General features: G+C 68.7%; 18 protein-coding genes and 1 pseudogene. 14 read left to right on the top strand and 5 right to left on the bottom strand.

Features of this window, described 5'->3' with window-relative positions:
- Positions 1-2: 2 nt before the first annotated feature.
- Together ACIDOCELLA78_RS87405 and gluQRS are read right to left on the bottom strand one after the other, a co-directional pair.
- Positions 3-1,421 carry a trypsin-like peptidase domain-containing protein gene (locus ACIDOCELLA78_RS87405; protein WP_201728433.1) on the bottom strand — a complete coding sequence of 473 codons (1,419 nt, stop codon included), beginning with the start codon at positions 1,419-1,421 and terminating at the stop codon, positions 3-5.
- 5 nt (positions 1,422-1,426) lie between these two features.
- Positions 1,427-2,272: a tRNA glutamyl-Q(34) synthetase GluQRS gene (gene gluQRS, locus ACIDOCELLA78_RS87400; protein ID WP_201728432.1), complete on the bottom strand. Its 846-nt coding sequence runs from the start codon at positions 2,270-2,272 to the stop codon at positions 1,427-1,429.
- A 50-nt stretch (positions 2,273-2,322) separates the two neighbouring features.
- Here gluQRS and ACIDOCELLA78_RS87395 point away from each other — a divergent pair, with 50 nt between their 5' ends.
- From ACIDOCELLA78_RS87395 to trpA, 4 genes are all read left to right on the top strand, one after another.
- A complete protein-coding gene (locus ACIDOCELLA78_RS87395) occupies positions 2,323-2,991 on the top strand; it encodes an alpha/beta hydrolase (protein ID WP_201728431.1) in 669 nt (222 codons plus the stop codon).
- Positions 2,992-3,138: 147 nt separating this feature from the next.
- Positions 3,139-3,699, top strand: coding sequence for an HNH endonuclease (locus ACIDOCELLA78_RS87390; RefSeq protein WP_201728430.1), 561 nt, complete (start codon positions 3,139-3,141; stop codon positions 3,697-3,699).
- 53 nt (positions 3,700-3,752) lie between these two features.
- On the top strand, positions 3,753-4,967 hold the full coding sequence (trpB, locus tag ACIDOCELLA78_RS87385) for a tryptophan synthase subunit beta (RefSeq protein WP_201728429.1): 1,215 nt from the start codon (positions 3,753-3,755) through the stop codon (positions 4,965-4,967).
- Positions 4,964-5,794 (top strand): tryptophan synthase subunit alpha, encoded by an 831-nt coding sequence (gene trpA, locus ACIDOCELLA78_RS87380; protein WP_201728428.1) that lies wholly within the window; start codon positions 4,964-4,966, stop codon positions 5,792-5,794. The genes trpB and trpA overlap by 4 nt, the downstream gene beginning before the upstream one ends.
- A gap of 3 nt (positions 5,795-5,797) precedes the next feature.
- Here the strand turns inward: trpA and purD are convergent, their stop codons facing one another.
- A complete protein-coding gene (gene purD, locus ACIDOCELLA78_RS87375; protein ID WP_201728427.1) occupies positions 5,798-7,063 on the bottom strand; it encodes a phosphoribosylamine--glycine ligase in 1,266 nt (421 codons plus the stop codon).
- A gap of 54 nt (positions 7,064-7,117) precedes the next feature.
- Between purD and xseA the strand changes: the two are divergent.
- Positions 7,118-8,504 (top strand): annotated as a pseudogene (xseA, locus tag ACIDOCELLA78_RS87370) (exodeoxyribonuclease VII large subunit).
- 12 nt (positions 8,505-8,516) lie between these two features.
- Here the strand turns inward: xseA and ACIDOCELLA78_RS87365 are convergent.
- On the bottom strand, positions 8,517-9,218 hold the full coding sequence (locus tag ACIDOCELLA78_RS87365) for an anti-sigma factor domain-containing protein (RefSeq protein WP_249675659.1): 702 nt from the start codon (positions 9,216-9,218) through the stop codon (positions 8,517-8,519).
- On the bottom strand, positions 9,215-9,733 hold the full coding sequence (locus tag ACIDOCELLA78_RS87360; RefSeq protein WP_249675657.1) for a sigma-70 family RNA polymerase sigma factor: 519 nt from the start codon (positions 9,731-9,733) through the stop codon (positions 9,215-9,217). Before ACIDOCELLA78_RS87360 ends, ACIDOCELLA78_RS87365 begins: the two co-directional genes overlap by 4 nt.
- 531 nt (positions 9,734-10,264) lie before the next feature.
- Between ACIDOCELLA78_RS87360 and ACIDOCELLA78_RS87355 the strand changes: the two genes are divergently transcribed.
- Genes ACIDOCELLA78_RS87355 through queG form a run of 9 tightly spaced genes read left to right on the top strand, consistent with a single transcriptional unit; the run spans position 10,265 to position 17,820 of the window.
- Positions 10,265-10,717: a Fur family transcriptional regulator gene (locus ACIDOCELLA78_RS87355; protein WP_201728424.1), complete on the top strand. Its 453-nt coding sequence runs from the start codon at positions 10,265-10,267 to the stop codon at positions 10,715-10,717.
- Positions 10,714-11,526: a GNAT family N-acetyltransferase gene (locus ACIDOCELLA78_RS87350; protein WP_201728423.1), complete on the top strand. Its 813-nt coding sequence runs from the start codon at positions 10,714-10,716 to the stop codon at positions 11,524-11,526. Before ACIDOCELLA78_RS87355 ends, ACIDOCELLA78_RS87350 begins: the two co-directional genes overlap by 4 nt.
- Positions 11,527-11,576: 50 nt before the next feature.
- Entirely contained in the window at positions 11,577-12,095 is a 519-nt protein-coding gene (locus tag ACIDOCELLA78_RS87345) for a ClpXP protease specificity-enhancing factor SspB (RefSeq protein WP_201728466.1), read from the top strand.
- 15 nt (positions 12,096-12,110) lie between these two features.
- A complete protein-coding gene (locus ACIDOCELLA78_RS87340) occupies positions 12,111-13,757 on the top strand; it encodes a fumarate hydratase (RefSeq protein ID WP_201728422.1) in 1,647 nt (548 codons plus the stop codon).
- Between the two features lie 7 nt (positions 13,758-13,764).
- Positions 13,765-14,160, top strand: coding sequence for a VOC family protein (locus tag ACIDOCELLA78_RS87335; RefSeq protein ID WP_201728421.1), 396 nt, complete (start codon positions 13,765-13,767; stop codon positions 14,158-14,160).
- Positions 14,157-15,194: a tRNA preQ1(34) S-adenosylmethionine ribosyltransferase-isomerase QueA gene (queA, locus tag ACIDOCELLA78_RS87330; protein ID WP_201728420.1), complete on the top strand. Its 1,038-nt coding sequence runs from the start codon at positions 14,157-14,159 to the stop codon at positions 15,192-15,194. The genes ACIDOCELLA78_RS87335 and queA overlap by 4 nt, the downstream gene beginning before the upstream one ends.
- Positions 15,191-16,321 carry a tRNA guanosine(34) transglycosylase Tgt gene (tgt, locus tag ACIDOCELLA78_RS87325; protein WP_201728419.1) on the top strand — a complete coding sequence of 377 codons (1,131 nt, stop codon included), beginning with the start codon at positions 15,191-15,193 and terminating at the stop codon, positions 16,319-16,321. The genes queA and tgt overlap by 4 nt, the downstream gene beginning before the upstream one ends.
- Positions 16,302-16,766, top strand: a complete 465-nt coding sequence (gene queF / locus ACIDOCELLA78_RS87320) for a preQ(1) synthase (RefSeq protein ID WP_201728418.1) — start codon at positions 16,302-16,304, stop codon at positions 16,764-16,766. The genes tgt and queF overlap by 20 nt, the downstream gene beginning before the upstream one ends.
- Positions 16,759-17,820 carry a tRNA epoxyqueuosine(34) reductase QueG gene (gene queG / locus ACIDOCELLA78_RS87315; protein WP_201728417.1) on the top strand — a complete coding sequence of 354 codons (1,062 nt, stop codon included), beginning with the start codon at positions 16,759-16,761 and terminating at the stop codon, positions 17,818-17,820. Before queF ends, queG begins: the two co-directional genes overlap by 8 nt.
- Positions 17,821-17,890 lie beyond the last annotated feature (70 nt).

Here is a 17,890-nt window from a genome sequence, read left to right as displayed (position 1 = left end):
TCTCAGTTATGCGCGGCTCCCACCGGCACAACAATCCAGCTGGCCCCCTGCGGCCCGTCGACCAGAAGCGGCACGGCATCGCCACTGGCCTTCACACCCCGTTGCAACGCCGCGCTGTCCTTCACGAAGTGCGGGCCGACCGCCTCGATCAGCGTATCCGGGGCGAGCCCGGCGCGCGCGGCGGGGCCGTCCTTGGCGACCGTCACAACAATTACTCCCGCCCCGCCAGGATGGGTGGCGACGCCAATGCCGAGTGCCGGAATCTCGGTCGGCTTGAGCATGGGCATTTCGGCCTGCCGATGCGCCATCCCGGTCTTGCCCCGATGCTGGGGCGGCGCCGCCATGGTGATCACGGCATCTTCGGTCTTGCCGCCGTGCACAACGGTCATCCTGGCCTCGTGCCCGACCGGGATCTCCGCCAGCGAAACCTTGAAATCATGCACGGTAGTCACTTTCCGGCCATTGACCGCCGTCACCACGTCGCCCGGACCAAGCTTGCCGGCCGAAGGCCCCCCCGCGACCACGCCGCCGACCACCACGCCGTCGGTCGAGGCCAGATGCCAGGCCGCCTTCATGTCCTCTGACACATGCTCGATCCGCAGCCCCGCCCAGCCGCGCTTCATCGCCCCATCGGCGATGATCGCCGCTGTCACCGGCCTGACCATGCTCGAGGGGATCGCGAACCCGATCCCGACCGACCCGCCGGAAGGAGAGTAGATCGCCGAATCGACGCCGATCACATGCCCCTTGGCGTCCAGCAGCGGTCCGCCCGAATTGCCACGGTTGATGGCCGCATCGGTCTGGATGAAATCGTCATACGGCCCCGAGCCGATATCGCGATGCAGCGCGCTCACCACACCGGCCGACACGCTGAAGCCGAGGCCGAACGGATTGCCGATCGCCACCACCCAGTCGCCGAGATCGAGGCGCGAACTGTTGCCGAAATGCAGGAAGGGCACAGGGTGATGCGCGTTGATCTTCAGCACCGCGAGATCGGCCTTCTTGTCCGAACCGACCAGCTTCGCGGTGAAGATCGAGCCATCGTGCAGCGTCACCTTGATCTCGCTCGCCCCGGCGATGACGTGATGATTGGTGACGATATAGCCGGTCGGGCTGATGAAAAACCCGGTGCCGAGCGCCTGTTCGGCCTTGGGCGGGACAATCAGGGTATTCGTATCCGCCGGCTGCGATGTCGAATGTGCGGCAACCCCCTGATCGGGTGGCGACATCTCGCCGGGTTTTTCACCCTTGCCCTTGGAGGGATCGATGCTCTCGACATCCACGACGGCAGGCAGCGCGGCGCGCGCGACCTGTGCGATCGCGGGCGGCGTCGGCACGGCGCGTGCGGGTGGCGCGGAAAGCAGCAGGCCCAGCGCGAGGGCCGCACCGGCGGTCGGAACCGAAATCGGAAAACCTCTCATGCGGTCTAGAGTGAGGCGAGATCGCCAATCCGGCAAGAGACCATCTCGCGGATTTGCGCCGGCGTCGCTCCGGCTTCGCGCAGGTCGCGCAATGTCGCCGCCCGGTCGCGCTTGGCCAGCCGCCGCCCCGCCGCATCGCGGATCAGCGGATGATGGGCATAGGCCGGATGCGGCCAGCCGAGCAGCGTCTGCAACAGCACGTGAACATCCGTTGCGGCACGGAGGTCCTCGCCCCGCGTCACATGTGTCACCCCCTGCGCCGCGTCGTCATGGCAGACGCAGAGATGATAGCTCGCCGGCACGTCCTTGCGCGCCAGAACCACATCGCCATGCGACAGCGGATCGGCCTCGACCCAGCCTTCCGCCGCCTCGTGATAGCGCAGCCGCCCGGCCATCCCCGCGGCCCGGTCCATCCGCAGCCGCAGCGCATAGGGCTCGCCCTGCGCCGCCCGTTCGTCCGCCAGCGCCGGGTCGAGCCCGCGGCACGTGCCAGGATAGGCCGCCTCAGTGCCGTGCGGCGCGCCAAGAGCGGCGGCAATCGTCGCCCGCGTGCAGAAACATCGATACAGCAGGCCCATCGCCTCCAGCCGCGCCAGTACGGCCCGATATGCGCCGAAATGCGCCGATTGCACCCGCACCGCGCCATCCCAGGCGAGACCGAGCCAGGCGAGATCCTCCAGAATCGCCTCGGCGAACCGGGGCCGGCAGCGCCCGGCATCGATATCCTCGAGCCGCAGCAGGAAGCGCCCGCCGCCCGCGCGCGCCAGGTCGTGTCCGGCCAGCGCCGAGGCGGCGTGGCCGAGATGCAGATAGCCGGTCGGGCTCGGCGCGAAACGGGTGACGATGGACATCGGCCTCCACGATGATACCCTCTCCCGCAAATGCAAGGAGCAGGAACTTCATGGCTGAACTGGACGGACCGCGCTGGGGCCCGGCGAACGGCGGCAAGGCGCGACAACTCGTGGTGCTGTGCCACGGCGTCGGCGCCGATGGCAACGACCTGATCGACCTCGCGCCCTACTGGGCCCGCGCGATCCCCGATGCCGCCTTCGTCGCCCCGCACGCGCCGGACCCGTTCGATCTCGCCCCCTTCGGCCGCCAATGGTTTCCAATCGGCACGCTGGACCCGCACGCGCTTGGTGGCGGCGTGCGCCGGGCCCGCGCGGCGCTCGACCCGTTCATCGATGCCGAACTCGCACGCCTCGGCCTGCCGGTCGATGCCTACGCGCTGATGGGATTCAGCCAGGGCGCGATGACGGTCCTGTTCACCGGTCTGCGCCGGGCGGTGCCGCCACGGGCGATTCTCGCCTATTCCGGCGCGCTGCTCGCCCCAGAATCGCTGGCCGCCGAACTCACCGCCCGCCCGCCGGTACTGCTCGTGCATGGCGAGGCCGACGAGATCGTGCCGCCCTCCCGCTCGCGCGACGCCGAGGCCGCGCTGCGCGCCGCCGGTGTGCCGGTGGAGAGCCTCTTCGTTCCGAAACTCGCTCATGGCATCGACGATTCCGGGCTTTCCCTCGGTGCGCTCACGCTCCAGCGCGCCTTCGCGGCGCCGGCCTCGTCTGCGTGACAAGCTGTTGACATCACGAAACCCGCCTTGCGGCCCCTGATCGTTGGGGCCATATTCATGTCATGGAATCGGTGCAAAACATTGCAGGGCGTTTCCAGTCCGAGGGCGGTCCGGTGAGCTGGCCGCCCTTCTGGGACCGGTTCAGTAATGCCTGACGGCGGGCAAAATTTTCCCGCTCTCGTCCTGAATGCGGATTTCCGTCCGCTCTCCTATTTCCCGTTGTCGCTCTGGTCCTGGCAGGATGCCGTCAAGGCCGTCTTTCTCGACCGCGTTTCCGTTCTGTCGGAATACGACCACGAGGTGCATTCCGTCTCCGCGGCGATGCGCCTGCCCTCGGTCATCGCGCTGAAGGATTTCGTCCCCGGCCTGCGCCAGCCGGCCTTCACCCGCTTCAACGTCTTTCTCCGCGATGCCTTCACCTGCCAGTATTGCCACAGCCGCCTGCCCGCCCCGGAACTGACCTTCGACCACGTCATCCCGCGCGCCCGCGGCGGCCGCACCACCTGGGAGAACGTCGTCACCGCCTGCGGCGCCTGCAACCTGCGCAAGGGCTCGAAACTTCCGCGCGAATGCCACATGTTCCCCTATGAAACGCCGCGCCGGCCGAACAGCTGGGAGCTGCAGGACCGTGGCCGCGCCTTCCCGCCCAACTACCTGCACGAAAGCTGGCGCGACTTTCTCTACTGGGATACCGAATTGGAGACCTGATCCGGTTTCATCTGCCTGACATATCGGCTATCCGTTCGGAACGGAGAGCCAGCATGAACAAGCCGATACCTAATTCCCTGCGCACCCTGCCCGACGATCGCGGCCGCTTCGGCGAGTTCGGCGGCAGGTTCGTTGCCGAAACCCTGATGCCGCTGATCCTCGAACTCGAGGCGGCCTATGAAGCGGCGAAGGACGATCCCGATTTCATGCGGGAATTTCAGTATTACCTGCAGCATTATGTCGGCCGCCCCAGCCCACTCTGGTTCGCCGAACGGCTGACGAAGCAACTCGGCGGCGCGAAGGTCTATTTCAAGCGCGATGAGCTGAACCACACCGGCGCGCACAAGATCAACAACTGCATCGGCCAGATCCTGCTCGCCAAACGCATGGGCAAGACGCGGATCATCGCCGAGACCGGCGCCGGCCAGCACGGCGTGGCCACCGCAACCGTCGCCGCGCTCTTCGGCCTTCCCTGCATCGTCTATATGGGCGCCACCGATGTCGAGCGGCAGCAGCCCAACGTCTTCCGCATGAAACTGCTCGGCGCCGAAGTCCGCCCGGTCACGTCCGGCGCGGCCACGCTGAAGGACGCGATGAACGAGGCGCTGCGCGACTGGGTCGCGAATGTGCGCGATACGTTCTACATCATCGGCACCGCCGCCGGCCCGCACCCCTATCCCGCCATGGTGCGGGACTTCCAGTCGGTCATCGGGGTCGAGGCCCGCGCCCAGATGATGGAGGCCGAAGGCCGCCTGCCGGATGCCGCGATCGCGGCGATCGGCGGCGGCTCCAACGCCATCGGCCTGTTCCACGCTTTTCTCGACGATCAAGTGAAGCTGATCGGCGTCGAGGCCGCCGGGCGCGGTCTTGAGTCGGGCGAGCACGCCGCATCGCTCGCGCGCGGCCGCCCCGGCGTGCTGCACGGCAACCGCACCTACCTGCTGCAGGACGATGACGGCCAGATCCTCGAGGCCCACTCGATCTCCGCCGGGCTCGACTATCCGGGCATCGGCCCCGAACACTCCTATCTGCACGATATCGGCCGCGTCGAATACGTGTCCGTGACCGACGACGAAGCCCTCGCCGCCTTCCAGCTCTGCTGCCGCACCGAGGGTATCATCCCGGCCCTCGAACCCGCGCACGCGCTCGCCCATGTCGCGAAGATCGCCCCCACAATGGACCCGGACAAGATCATCCTGATGAATCTCTGCGGCCGCGGCGACAAGGACATCTTCACCGTCGCCCGCCATCTCGGAGAACAGATTTGAGCCGCATCGCCGCCACCTTCGCCCGCCTTCGCGATGAGGGCCGGGCGGGTCTGATCCCCTTCGTCGAGGCGTTCGACCCCGATCGCGAAACCTCCGCCACCCTGCTCGCCGGCATGGCCGCCCGCGGCGCCGATCTGATCGAGATCGGCATGCCCTTCACCGACCCGATGGCCGATGGCCCGACCATCCAGCAGGCCGGCCGCCGGGCGCTGCGCGCCGGCGCCACCCTCGCCGGCACGCTCGGCCTGGTGCGCGACTTCCGCGCCGTCAACGACACCGTGCCGCTGATCCTGATGGGCTATCTCAACCCGATCCTCTCCTACGGCGTCGAGCGTTTCACCGCCGATGCCGCCGCCGCCGGCGTCGATGGCGTCATCGTCGTCGACCTGCCGACCGAGGAGGCCGACTTGCTGCTGCCGCATCTGCGCCATCACCGCATCGATCTGATCCGCCTCGTCGCCCCCACCACGACCGACGAACGCCTGCCCGTCGTGCTCAACGACTCCTCCGGGTTCGTCTACTACGTCTCGATCACCGGCATCACCGGCACGCGCACCGCCTCGGCCGAGGATCTCGCGCGCGACATCCCCCGCCTGCGCAAGGCGACGGACATGCCGATCGCCGTCGGCTTCGGCGTCCGCACCCCCGCGCAGGCCGCGACGGTCGCCAAGTTCGCCGATGCCGCCGTGGTCGCCTCCGCCCTGATCGACAAACTCGCCGCCGGCCTCGATGCCGAGGGCAAGGCCCCGCCCGCCATCGTCGAGGCGGTGCTGGATGATGTCACCGCCCTGGCCGCGGCGGTGCGCGGCGAACGCCGCGCCGCCTGAGGGTCAGACCGCCTTGGCGCCGATATCCCGGCGGCAGAACCCGCCGGGAAAGCCGATCCGCCGCACCGCGACATAGGCGCGGTCGATCGCCTCGCGCAGGTCATCGCCCGTCGCCGTCACCGCCAGCACCCGCCCGCCAGCGCTCACCAGCGCGCCATCGCGCCGCGCCGTGCCGGCCTGGAACACCGAAGTCTCCGGCAACCCGTCCACGCCGGCAAGGTCGATCTCGTGCCCCTTCTCATAGGCGCCCGGATAGCCCTTCGCCGCCATCACCACCGTCGCCGCCGCGCCGTCCCGCCAGTCGAGCCGGGTTTGCGGATCGAGCCGGCCCCGCGCCGCATCGGCGAGCACCGGCAGCAGGTCGGTCTTCAGCAGCGGCAGCAGCGTCTCGCATTCCGGATCGCCGAACCGCACGTTGAACTCGATCAGCCTCGGGCCGGAGGCGGTGAGCATCAGCCCGGCGAACAGAAAGCCGCGGAAGGGCGCGCCGCGCCGCGCCATCGTCCGCAGCGCCGGACGGACGATCCGCTCCATCGCCGCCCCGATCACCGCCTCCGAGGCCGCCGGCGGCGGCGCGATCGCCCCCATCCCGCCGGTATTCGGCCCGGTATCGCCATCGCCCACCCGCTTGTGGTCCGAGGCGGTGCCACAGAACAGCGCGGTCTCGCCATCGCAGATCGCGAACAGCGAAATCTCGGTGCCGATCAGGCATTCCTCGATCACGATCTCAGCGCCCGAGTCGCCATGCAGCCCGCCCTCCAGCATCGCGGCGACGGCCTCGCGCGCCTCCTCATCGGTCGCGGCGACCACCACGCCCTTGCCCGCCGCCAGCCCGTCCGCCTTGATCACGATCGGCGCCGGGTGCTCGTCGAGATAGGCCCGCGCCGCGTCGGCATCGGTGAAGCTCGCCCAGGAAGCGGTCGGAATCCCCGCCTCGTCGCAGATTTCCTTGGTGAACCGCTTCGAGGATTCGAGCCGCGCCGCCGCCTCGGTGGGGCCGAAACAGGCGATTCCCGCCGCCGCCATCCGGTCGGCAAGGCCGAGCGCCAGCGGCGCCTCCGGCCCAGGCACCACGAGGTCGATCTTCTCCGCCCGCGCGAAATCGACGAGCGCATCGATCTCCTCCGCGCCGATCCGTACGCATTCGGCGAGCGATTCCATGCCCGGATTTCCCGGCGCGACGAAGAGTTTTTCCAGCACCGGGCTCTGCGCGAGCTTCCACGCCAGCGCATGCTCGCGCCCGCCGCCGCCGACAACCAGAACCCGCATGATCAAATCCCCTGCGCTTGTGCAACCGGCGCGCGCTTAGCATAGTCCGCCGCCATGAGCGAAACCGCGGACCCCACCACCGGCAACGTGCCCGAACTCACCGTTTCCGAACTCGCCGGCGCGGTCAAACGCACGGTCGAGACCGCCTTCGGCCGCGTGCGCGTGCGCGGCGAAATCACCGAGATGAAAACCTACGCCTCCGGCCACACCTACATGGCGCTGAAGGACGAGGGGGCGAAGATCCGGGCGATCATCTGGCGCGGCAACGCCGCGCGACTCGGGCTGAAGCCGGAGAACGGCGTCGAGGTCATCGCCACCGGCCGCGTCACCACCTATCCCGAGCGCTCGGAATACCAGCTCATCATCGAGCGGCTGGACTATGCCGGCGAAGGCGCGCTGCTCGCCCGCATCGAGAAGCTGCGTCTGCGCCTCACCGAGGAAGGCCTGTTCGACGCCGCCCGCAAGCGCGCCCTGCCGCTGCTGCCGCGCATCGTCGGCGTCGTCAGCTCGCCCCAGGGTGCGGTGATCCAGGACATCCGCACCACCATCGCCCGCCGCTTCCCCAGCCGCATCATCCTCTGGCCGGTCGCCGTCCAGGGCGAGGCCGCCGCCGCCCAGATCGCCGCCGCCATCCGTGGCTTCGGCGCGCTGCCGGAAGGGGCGAGGTGCCGCGGCCGGACGTTCTGATCGTCGCCCGCGGCGGCGGCTCGCTCGAAGACCTGATGGCCTTCAATGACGAGGAGGTGGTCCGCGCCGCGGCCTCCTGCCCGATTCCGCTGATCTCCGCCGTCGGCCACGAGACCGACACGACGCTGATCGACTTCGCCTCCGACCGTCGTGCCCCGACCCCACCGCCGCCGCCGAACTCGCTGTGCCGGATCGCATGGCGCTGATCGCCGACCTTGCCCAGAGCGGCGCGCGGCTGACCGGCGCGCTCACCCGCGTCACCCAGTCGGTCCGCCTCCGGCTCGATCGCGCCGCCGCCGCCCTCCCCGACCTGCCCTCGATGATCGGCACCGCCCGCCAGCGGCTCGACGATCGCGGCGAGCGCCTTGCCCTTGCCCTGCCCCGCCTCGTCGCCGCGAAGCGCGCCCAGGCGCGAGAGGTCGCCGCCCGCCTCGCGCATCCGCGCGAGATCATCGCCGCCCGCCGCCACAGCCTCGCCCTGCTCGGCCAGCGCCTCGCCGCCCCAGCCCCCGGCCTGCTGCGGGAAAACCGGCTCCGCCTCGACGCGCTCGCCGCGCGCCTCGAAGCCCTGTCCTATCACGCAACCCTCGCGCGCGGCTTCGCGATGGTGGCGACCCCGTCCGGCGACCCGGTGACCACGCGGCGCGATGCCGGGTCGAAGCGGCGCCTCGTCCTGCATTTCGGCGATGGCACGCTCGGCGTGCGTCCCGAAACGGACCGCGCGCCGCCGGAGCAGACCAGCCTCGATCTCTGATCCGGCCGGATATCAGGAGGTCGTCGGCGCCACCGGCAGCAGCGGCCCGGCGAAGACGATCGGCATATCCGGCCTGCCGGTCGGCGAGCCGCCGGGCGGTTCCACCGTCACCGCGATCAGCGTATGCGCCCGGCGCAGCCGCGCCGGCACGTCATTCGCCGGCAGCCGTGTCGCCCCCGCCTGCACAAAGCCGATCGGCACCGGCGCCTCGCCCTGGCCAACCGCCCAGAGCTGCCAGACCTTGCCCGCCGGCGGCGCCATCCGCCCCACCGGCGCGATGTTCAGCGCGCCGTTCGTCCTCATCGCCACCGTGAACACGGGGCCCGCCTTCGTCGACAGCACCGCGACCATCGCCGGCCCCGTCGTCCCGCGCGGCAGCAGCGCCAGCAGCGCCGCCGCCACCGCGCCGGCCAGGGCGATGCCCCGCCAGACGAACAGATTGTCCCAGATCTCCCGCAGCCGGTGCCGCGGCGCCGGTGCCGCCGCGCGCGGGCTGGTTGCGCGCTCGATCGCCGCCCACACCGCCGGCCCCGGCTCCACCGGCGGCACCGCGCGCGCCAGCGGCAGCAGCCGCTCCTCCCACGCCTCCACCTCGGCCGCCAGCGCCGGATCGCGCGCGCACTCGGCCTCGAAATTCCGCCGCTCCTCGCCGCGCAGAAGACCAAGGACATAAAGCCCCGCACGGTCGGCCCCGAAATCCGGCGCGTCGCTCATTGTTCGAGACACCTCTTCAGCGCGTCGAGCGATCTCACGATCCAGCTCTTGACCGTTCCCAGCGGTGTATCGGTGCGCGCGGCAATCTCGCTATGGGAATAGCCCTCGATGTAAGACAGCAGCACCATCCGTCGCCAGTGTTCCGGCAGGGTTGCAAGGCAGCCCGCCAGCGCGCGACCATCCTCGACGGGGATGCCCTCCTCAGCGGCGATGTCGGGAATTTCATCGCCGGTGACCGGTAGCCGCCGCTCGCTATCAAGCCGGTCAAGCGCGCGGTAGCGGACGATCCCGATCATCCAGGCCCGCGCCGATCCCCGCGCCCGGTCGAAACGCGACGCATTGCGCCAGATCTGCAGGAAGGCCTCCTGCAAGACGTCCTCGGCCATCAGGCGATCGCGCAGCAGCCGCAGCGCCACACCAAGCATGGTCGGCGCCATGCGTCGGTACAGCTCCCGCAGGGCGGCCGCATCCTGTCTCTGGCAGGCCTCGATGAGCAGGCCGAGACCGTCCTCCATCGTGTTTGCCCCGCCTGGCGACGCCATCAAGATGCTGTTTCCCGGACCATCGAACATTGCTTATGGCATTACCGTCGTGGAGACAATCTGGATGCAGCCTGCCGCACCCGCAGCCAGACCGCATGCAAACGAGATCCAAAAATACAATTTAAAAGTGTTTTGTTTTCGTATATATAATTCAGGATTGTAGTTTACGGAGTCGGGTCATTAAACTCCATCCGCGCCGCTACTGGCTGGAAGCCATCGCAGGCCTTGCCGCTCTGATGGCCGCGGCGGAAACCGGAGCTTCCCGACCCAAGGCGACACCGCTCGCTGCGGGTTACCGGCCGCATCCCTACCGGGACGGGGCGCGCTGCGGGAATTGCGCCAACTACCGCGCCGTCACGCAACTCTGCGCACGGGTGCGGGGACCCGTTTCGAGTGACGGTTTCTGCAATTTTTATACCCCGCTGAGATCCCGTCCCTAGGCCTTGCAACCCGCCGGACGGAATGGGGTGGACCGCGCCGCCGAGATGGTTCACAACGCAGCGGATGGAGACCCGCATCGAACGTCTGTGCGTGGCAAACGGGCTCAGAATGACGAGCCCGCGACGTATCATTGCCCGCGTGTTGTCCGAAGCGAACGGCCACCCCGATGTCGACGAGTTGCACCGCCTCGCCCACGGCATCGACTCCAGAATATCGCTCGCCACCGTCTACCGCACCGTCCGCCTGTTCGAGCAGCACGGCATCCTGGAACGGCGCAATCTCGGCAGCCGCCGTGCGCGGTATGAGATGTCTGGCGAACATGACCATTTTCATCTTGTTGATCAGGAAAGTGGCCAGGTGATCGAATTTGACGAGCCGGAAACCGAGATGCTGATGCGCAAAGTTGCCGCCCGCCATGGTTTTGAACTGGTTTCTCTCAAGATCGAGTTGTTCGGCCGCCGCCTTGGTGCGATGACACGCACGACCGAAACAATCGACGGAGCGCCAGGCCGATGACAATCCAGCATCCGGTCGATAGTGTCGTGGCTTTCCCGGAAATCCGCGTCGGAAATCTGGGGGTGCGCCTCGCCGCCACGGCTGACGAGCTCGACGCGGCGCTCGCGCTGCGATTTCGTATCTTTTACGAGGAGCTGGGGGCCCATCCCGACGAGGCGACCCTTGCCTCGGGCCGCGACAGGGATGCCTTTGATGCGATCGCTGATCATCTGCTGGTGATCGATCATGACATCGGGGATGATGCGCGGGGTGTGGTCGGCACCTACCGCCTGATTCGCCAGGAGGCCCTTGCCCCCGGTCAGCAATTCTATTCGGCCGATGAATATGACATCGCGCCGCTCCAGCGTTTCTCGGGCCGCCTGCTTGAGCTTGGCCGCTCCTGCGTCGACCAGGCGCACCGCTCGCGCGCCGTGATGCAGCTGCTCTGGCGCGGCATCGCCGCCTATGTGTTCCAGCATGGAATCGAGCTGATGTTCGGGTGCGCCAGCCTGCACGGCACCGATCTCGATGAGCTGGCGCCGTGCCTGTCCTACCTCCACGCCCAGCACCTCGCTCCACCACATATCCGGCCGCGGGCGCTGGATGAGCGCTATGTCGAGATGCGCCGGTTGGGTGACGGCGAATACGACGCCCGCCAGGCCCTCGCCGAGTTGCCGCCGCTGATCAAGGGCTATCTCCGCCTCGGCGGCTTCGTCGGCGACGGCGCGGTGATTGACTGGCAGTTCAACACGACGGACATAGCCGTGGTCGTGCAGACGGATCTTGTGACCGAAAAATATTACCGTCATTACGAACGACAGTCCCGCTGACCCGCACCGGCGCCTCTGCCGGCGCCGCACGCATTACGACTGCAAGGTGAATTCGACGACATGGCCGAAGACGACGACACGCCGCTCCCGAGAGCCTCCTGCCGTATGACGAATGGACCGAGGACGCGCTTCGCCTCGTCGTACTGCGCGCCCTCGACCATGCCTCACGCGAAGGCCTGCCAGGGGAGCATCACTTCTACATCACCTTCGCCACCGCCCATCCCGGCGTGATCATGCCCGACCGGCTGCGCGCCCAGTATCCGGACGAGATGACCATCGTCCTGCAGCACCAGTACCGCGAATTGTCGGTCGATGCCGAGGCGCGTCGCTTCACGGTCCGTCTCTCCTTCGGTGGCGTGCCGGCGACGCTCGACATTCCGCTTGACGCGGTTACCGCTTTCGCCGACCCGGCGGTGCGCTTCGGCCTGCAATTCGCCGTCCGCGAGGCCGAGAACCCTGCCGAGCCTGAAACGCCCGAACCCCCGCCCGCCGCGCCGGCGCCGGACCAGGGCCCCGCCGAGGTCGTCAGCCTCGATGCCTTCCGCCGCCGCCCGCCCGCCAAAGACTGAGTCCGGAGAGCCGCCATGAACGCGATCACCAAGAAGACGCCCGATTTCGCCTTCAGCACCATGTTCCCCCTGGGCCATGACGACACGCCCTGGCGCAGGCTCGATCTCGGCGGCGTCTCCACCATCGAGGCGGCGGGCAGGACCATCCTGCAAATCGCCCCGGAAACCCTCTCCGCCCTCGCCTTCCAGGCGTTCCACGACGTCTCGCACCTGCTGCGCCCCGGCCATCTGCGCCAGCTCCGCGCGATCCTCGACGATCCTGAAGCCTCCCAGAACGACCGTTACGTGGCGATGGAATTCCTCAAGAACGCCAATATCGCCGCCGGCGGCATCCTGCCGATGTGCCAGGACACCGGCACCGCCATCGTCTTCGGCAAGAAGGGCCAGCGCGTCTGGGTCGAGGGCGACGAGGAGGAAGCCTTCTCCCACGGCGTCTACCGCACCTATACCGAGACCAACCTGCGCTACTCGCAGATGGCGCCGCTCTCGATGTACGAGGAGCGGAACACCGGCACCAACCTGCCAGTCCAGTGCGACATCATGGCCGCCCCCGGCGAGGCCCATGCCGAGGAATTCGAGCTGATGTTCGTCGCCAAGGGCGGCGGCTCGGCCAACAAGAGCTTCCTGTATCAGGAAACGCGGGCGATCCTGAATCCGAAAAAACTTTTCGAATTCATTGAAACCAAAGTAAAGACACTCGGAACCGCCGCCTGTCCGCCCTACCATCTCGCTATCGTCATTGGCGGCACCTCGGCCGAGACCACAATGAAGACGGTCAAGCTCGCTTCCACCCGCTGGCTCGACTCCCTGCCGACCCAGGGTTCGCCCACCGGCCACGCCTTCCGTGATCTCGAACTGGAACAGCAGATCCTGGAAATGACCCGCCAGCTCGGCATCGGCGCGCAGTTTGGGGGCAAATATTTCTGTCACGACGTCCGCGTGGTGCGCCTGCCCCGCCACGGCGCTTCGCTGCCCGTCGGCATCGGCGTCTCCTGCTCGGCGGACCGGCAGATCCGCGCGAAGATCACCAGGGATGGCGTCTTCCTCGAACAGCTCGAAACCGATCCGGCGAAATACCTCCCCGAGGTCACCGACACCCATCTGGGTGGTGATGTGGTGCAGATCGACCTCAACCGCCCGATGGCGGACATTCTCGCCGAGCTCTCGAAACACCCGGTCAAGACCCGCGTCGCCCTCACCGGCCCGATCGTCGTGGCGCGCGACATCGCCCACGCCAAGCTGAAGGAACGGCTCGACAGCGGCGAAGGCCTGCCCGACTACATCAAGAACCATCCGGTCTATTACGCCGGCCCCGCGAAAACGCCCGAGGGCATGGCCACCGGAAGCTTCGGTCCCACCACCGCCGGGCGGATGGACAGCTATGTCGAGCAGTTCCAGGCCGCCGGCGGTTCGCTGGTGATGCTGGCCAAGGGCAACCGCTCGCGCGCCGTGCGCGACGCCTGCAAGGCGCATGGCGGCTTCTATCTCGGCTCTATCGGCGGCCCCGCCGCGGTGCTCGCCCGTGACAACATCCGCAAGGTCGAGGTGCTGGAATACCCCGAACTCGGCATGGAAGCGGTCTGGCGCATCGAGGTCGAGAACTTCCCCGCCTTCATCGTCGTCGATGACAAGGGCAACGACTTCTTCGCCGATCTTTCGTGACCACGCCATGAAGTTTACCGTCGACCGGATCGACCATGTCGTGCTGACCTGCTCGGATATCGACGCGACGGCCGATTGGTATGAGCGCGTTCTCGGCATGGAGCGCGAGGAATTCGGCGCCGAGCGCCGGATCGCCCTGCGCTTCGGCGCGCAGAAGCTGAACCTGCACCAGGCCGGGCGCGATGCCGGCCCGCAGGCGGCGAAACCCGCTCCCAGCGCGCTCGACATCTGCTTCGTCACCGCCCTCGGCACCGATTTCGTCGTGAACCACCTCAAGGCCCAGCGGGTGGCGATCGTCGAGGGTCCGGCGCCAAAAATCGGCGCGCTCGGCGCCATGCGCTCGGTCTACTGCCGCGATCCGGACGGCAACCTGGTCGAAATTTCCAGCTACCTCGAAGAATGAACCTCGCCGATTTCGACTATCACCTGCCGCCCGAGCGCATCGCGGCCGAGCCGGCGCGGCCGCGCCATGCCGCGCGCCTGCTGCATGTCCGGCCGGATGGGCTCGATGACCGCACCATCCTCGACCTGCCCGCCCTTCTCGCCCCCGGCGACCTGCTGGTGGCGAACGACACCCGCGTCATCCCCGCCCAACTCACCGGACGACGCGGCGACGCGCGGATCGGCATCACCCTCGATCGTCCGCTGGCCGACGGCACCTGGCGCGTTCTGCTGCGCAACGCCCGCCGCGCCCGCCCGGGCGAGACCATCGCGATCGACGGCGCCGGCGGCATCGCCGCCGAGGTGATCGCCCGCGCGCCCGACGGCTCGGCGACCCTGCGCTTCGACTGCGACGCCGAAACCTTCCGCGCCATGCTCGACCGCGCGGCGAGCCTCGCTTTGCCGCCCTACATCCCCCGCCCCACCGGCATCTCCGAGCAGGACCGGCAGGACTATCAGACCATGTTCGCCGCCGAAGAGGGGGCCGTCGCCGCACCCACCGCCGGACTGCATTTCACCGAAACCGTGCTCGCCGCCCTCGCCGCACGCGGCGTCGGCCTCGCCACGGTCACGCTGCATGTCGGCGCGGGCACCTTCCTGCCGGTGCGCGAGGACCAGCTCGAACGCCACAAGCTCCACGCCGAGCGCGGCCTGATCGGCCCCGAGACCGCCGCGCTGGTCAACGCCACCCGCGCGCGGGGCGGGCGCATCGTCGCCGTCGGCACCACCAGCCTGCGCGTGCTGGAGACCGCCGCCGCCAAAGACGGCACCCTCGCCCCCTGGCTCGGCGAGACCGAGCTCTTCATCACCCCCGGCTACCGCTTCAAGCTCGTCGACCGGCTGATGACCAATTTCCATCTGCCGAAATCCACCCTGCTGATGCTGGTCGCCGCCTTCGCCGGGCTGGATCGCATGCGGGCCGCCTATGCCCACGCCATCGCACAGGGCTACCGGTTCTACTCCTATGGCGATGCCTCGCTGCTGGAGCGCGCATGACCGGCTTCACCTTCCACAAGCTCGGGCAGGATGGCGCCGCCCGCCGCGGCCGCCTCGTCACCGCCCACGGCACCGCCGAAACTCCCGCCTTCATGGCGGTCGGCACCGCCGGCACGGTGAAGGCGATGACGGCCGACGCCGTCCGCGCCACCGGCACCGAGATCGTCCTCGGCAACACCTATCACCTGATGCTCCGCCCCGGCGCCGATCGGGTCCGCGCTCTTGGCGGGCTGCACCGGATGATGGACTGGCCGGGCATCATCCTCACCGATTCCGGCGGCTTCCAGGTCATGTCGCTGGCGAAGCTGCGCAAGATCGACGAGGTCGGCGTCACCTTCCGCTCGCATCTCGATGGCTCGGCCCACCACCTCACCCCCGAATCCTCGACCGCGATCCAGAACGCGCTCGACGCCACCATCACCATGGCCTTCGACGAGTGCACGCCCTTCCCCGCCACGCACGATGAGGCCGCCGCCTCGATGCGCCTGTCGATGCGCTGGGCCGAACGTTCGCGCGCGGCCTTCGAACCGCGCCCCGGCTATGGCCAGTTCGGCATCGTCCAGGGCAGCGTCTTCGCCGATCTCCGCGCCGAATCCGCCGCCGCCCTCACCGGCCTCGGCTTCGAGGGCTACGCGATCGGCGGTCTCGCGGTCGGCGAGGGCCAGCAGGCGATGTTCGACACGCTGGATGTCACCACCCCCCTGCTGCCCACCGACCGCCCGCGCTACCTCATGGGCGTCGGCACGCCGGATGATCTGCTCGGCGGCATCGCCCGCGGTGTTGACATGTTCGACTGCGTGATGCCCACCCGCGCCGGCCGCACCGGCCGCGCCTTCACCTCGCGCGGCATCCTCAACCTGCGCAACGCCCGTTTCGCCGCGGAGGACCGCCCGCTCGACCCGGCCTGTCCCTGTCTCGCCTGCGCGCGCCACAGCCGCGCTTATCTGCACCATCTTTTCCGCTGCGACGAAATGCTCGGCCCGATGCTGCTGACCACCCACAATCTGAGCTATTACCAGACGGTGATGCGCGGCGCCCGCGAGGCGATCGAGGCCGGACGCTTCGCCGCCTACGCCGCCGCCACCCGCGACGCATGGAGCCAGGGCGATGACCGACACACGCTATGACGCGCTGCAACAGCTCGGCCGCGAGAGCCGCATGCCGGACTCGCCCGAGGCCGCCGTGCTCGAACGCGTCGCCGCCCCGTCCCAGGGGAAGAACTACGTGGTGCGCTTCACCTGCCCCGAATTCACCTCCCTCTGCCCGATCACCGGCCAGCCCGATTTCGCCCATATCGTGATCGACTACATCCCCGAGTCATGGATCGTGGAGAGCAAGTCGCTCAAGCTCTATCTCGGCAGCTTCCGCAACCACGGCGCCTTTCACGAGGCCTGCACGCTGATGATCGCCGAACGCCTGGTCGACCTGCTCACCCCGCGCTGGCTGCGGATCGGCGCCTACTGGTATCCGCGCGGCGGTATCCCGATCGACGTGTTCTGGCAGACCGGCGCCCCGCCCGAGGGCACCTTCCTGCCCGACCAGGGCGTGCCGCCCTATCGCGGCCGTGGCTGAGGCCGATCTCCGCGCCGCCATCGCCGCCCGCGCCGCCGCTCTCGGCTTCGATGCGATCGGCATCGCCCGCGCCCGCCTGCCCGAGAGCGTCCGCGACAATCTCCGCGCCCATCTCGCCGCCGGCCATCACGGCACGATGGGCTGGATGGAAGATCGCGCCGCCCAGCGCGGCGACCCCGCATCACTCTGGCCGGAGGCGGTCAGCGTCATCTCCCTCGGCCTGTCCTACGCCCCCGATGGCGACCCGCTCGCAACCCTGTCCCGCCCCGATCGCGGCAACATCTCGGTCTATGCCCGCAACCGCGACTATCACGACATCATCAAGGGCCGGCTGAAGCACCTCGCCCAGTTCATCGCCGCGCGCGGCGCGGGCGTGAAGGTCTTCGTCGACACCGCCCCGGTGATGGAAAAACCTCTGGCCGCCGCCGCCGGGCTCGGCTGGCAGGGCAAGCACACCAACCTCGTCTCCCGCCGCCACGGCTCCTGGCTCCTGCTCGGCGAGATCATGACGACGCTGGCCCTGCCGCCCGATCCGCCGCACGCCGACCGCTGCGGCACCTGCACCGCCTGCCAGGCCGCCTGCCCGACCGATGCCTTCCCCGCCCCCTACCGGCTCGATGCCCGGCGCTGCATTTCCTACCTCACCATCGAGCACAAGGGCCCGATCCCGGAAGCGTTTCGCCCCGCCATCGGCAACCGCATCTATGGCTGCGACGACTGTCTTGCCGCCTGCCCCTGGAACAAGTTCGCCGCCGCCGGGCGCGAACAGAAACTCGCCGCGCGCGACGATCTCCGCGCCCCTCGCCTCGCCGATCTCGCAGCCCTCGACGATGCAAGCTTCCGCACACTCTTCGCCGGCAGCCCGATCAAACGCATCGGCCGCGCCCGCCTCGCGCGCAATGTCGCCATCGCCATCGGCAATGCAGCCGAACCGGCACTCACCTCCGCCGCCGCCCGCCTCGCCGCCGATAACGATCCCGTCGTCGCCGAAGCCGGGCGCTGGGCGGTGCGCCGGCTTGAAATCGGACTGGCCCCGGCGCGCAAACCCGGCTAGCCTTCCGCACGCCATCGTGACCGGCCAACGGCGATGACAGGCGACTGCCCGAACGCGGGCAGTTTCATAA

It is taken from the genome of Acidocella sp. C78, assembly GCF_907164655.1.
Note: the sequence above shows the minus strand (reverse complement) of the source record. Positions and strands in the feature narration are given on the sequence as shown.

Coding starts and splice junctions, on each gene's coding strand:
- queA (WP_201728420.1), top strand. CDS start 14,157: ATGAACCTCGCCGATTTCGACTATCACCTGCCGCCCGAGCGCATCGCG.
- ACIDOCELLA78_RS87350 (WP_201728423.1), top strand. CDS start 10,714: ATGACAATCCAGCATCCGGTCGATAGTGTCGTGGCTTTCCCGGAAATC.
- ACIDOCELLA78_RS87360 (WP_249675657.1), bottom strand. CDS start 9,733: ATGGAGGACGGTCTCGGCCTGCTCATCGAGGCCTGCCAGAGACAGGAT.
- trpB (WP_201728429.1), top strand. CDS start 3,753: ATGAACAAGCCGATACCTAATTCCCTGCGCACCCTGCCCGACGATCGC.
- ACIDOCELLA78_RS87365 (WP_249675659.1), bottom strand. CDS start 9,218: ATGAGCGACGCGCCGGATTTCGGGGCCGACCGTGCGGGGCTTTATGTC.
- ACIDOCELLA78_RS87335 (WP_201728421.1), top strand. CDS start 13,765: ATGAAGTTTACCGTCGACCGGATCGACCATGTCGTGCTGACCTGCTCG.
- queF (WP_201728418.1), top strand. CDS start 16,302: ATGACCGACACACGCTATGACGCGCTGCAACAGCTCGGCCGCGAGAGC.
- tgt (WP_201728419.1), top strand. CDS start 15,191: ATGACCGGCTTCACCTTCCACAAGCTCGGGCAGGATGGCGCCGCCCGC.
- purD (WP_201728427.1), bottom strand. CDS start 7,063: ATGCGGGTTCTGGTTGTCGGCGGCGGCGGGCGCGAGCATGCGCTGGCG.
- gluQRS (WP_201728432.1), bottom strand. CDS start 2,272: ATGTCCATCGTCACCCGTTTCGCGCCGAGCCCGACCGGCTATCTGCAT.
- ACIDOCELLA78_RS87355 (WP_201728424.1), top strand. CDS start 10,265: ATGGAGACCCGCATCGAACGTCTGTGCGTGGCAAACGGGCTCAGAATG.
- ACIDOCELLA78_RS87390 (WP_201728430.1), top strand. CDS start 3,139: ATGCCTGACGGCGGGCAAAATTTTCCCGCTCTCGTCCTGAATGCGGAT.
- ACIDOCELLA78_RS87340 (WP_201728422.1), top strand. CDS start 12,111: ATGAACGCGATCACCAAGAAGACGCCCGATTTCGCCTTCAGCACCATG.
- ACIDOCELLA78_RS87395 (WP_201728431.1), top strand. CDS start 2,323: ATGGCTGAACTGGACGGACCGCGCTGGGGCCCGGCGAACGGCGGCAAG.
- ACIDOCELLA78_RS87405 (WP_201728433.1), bottom strand. CDS start 1,421: ATGAGAGGTTTTCCGATTTCGGTTCCGACCGCCGGTGCGGCCCTCGCG.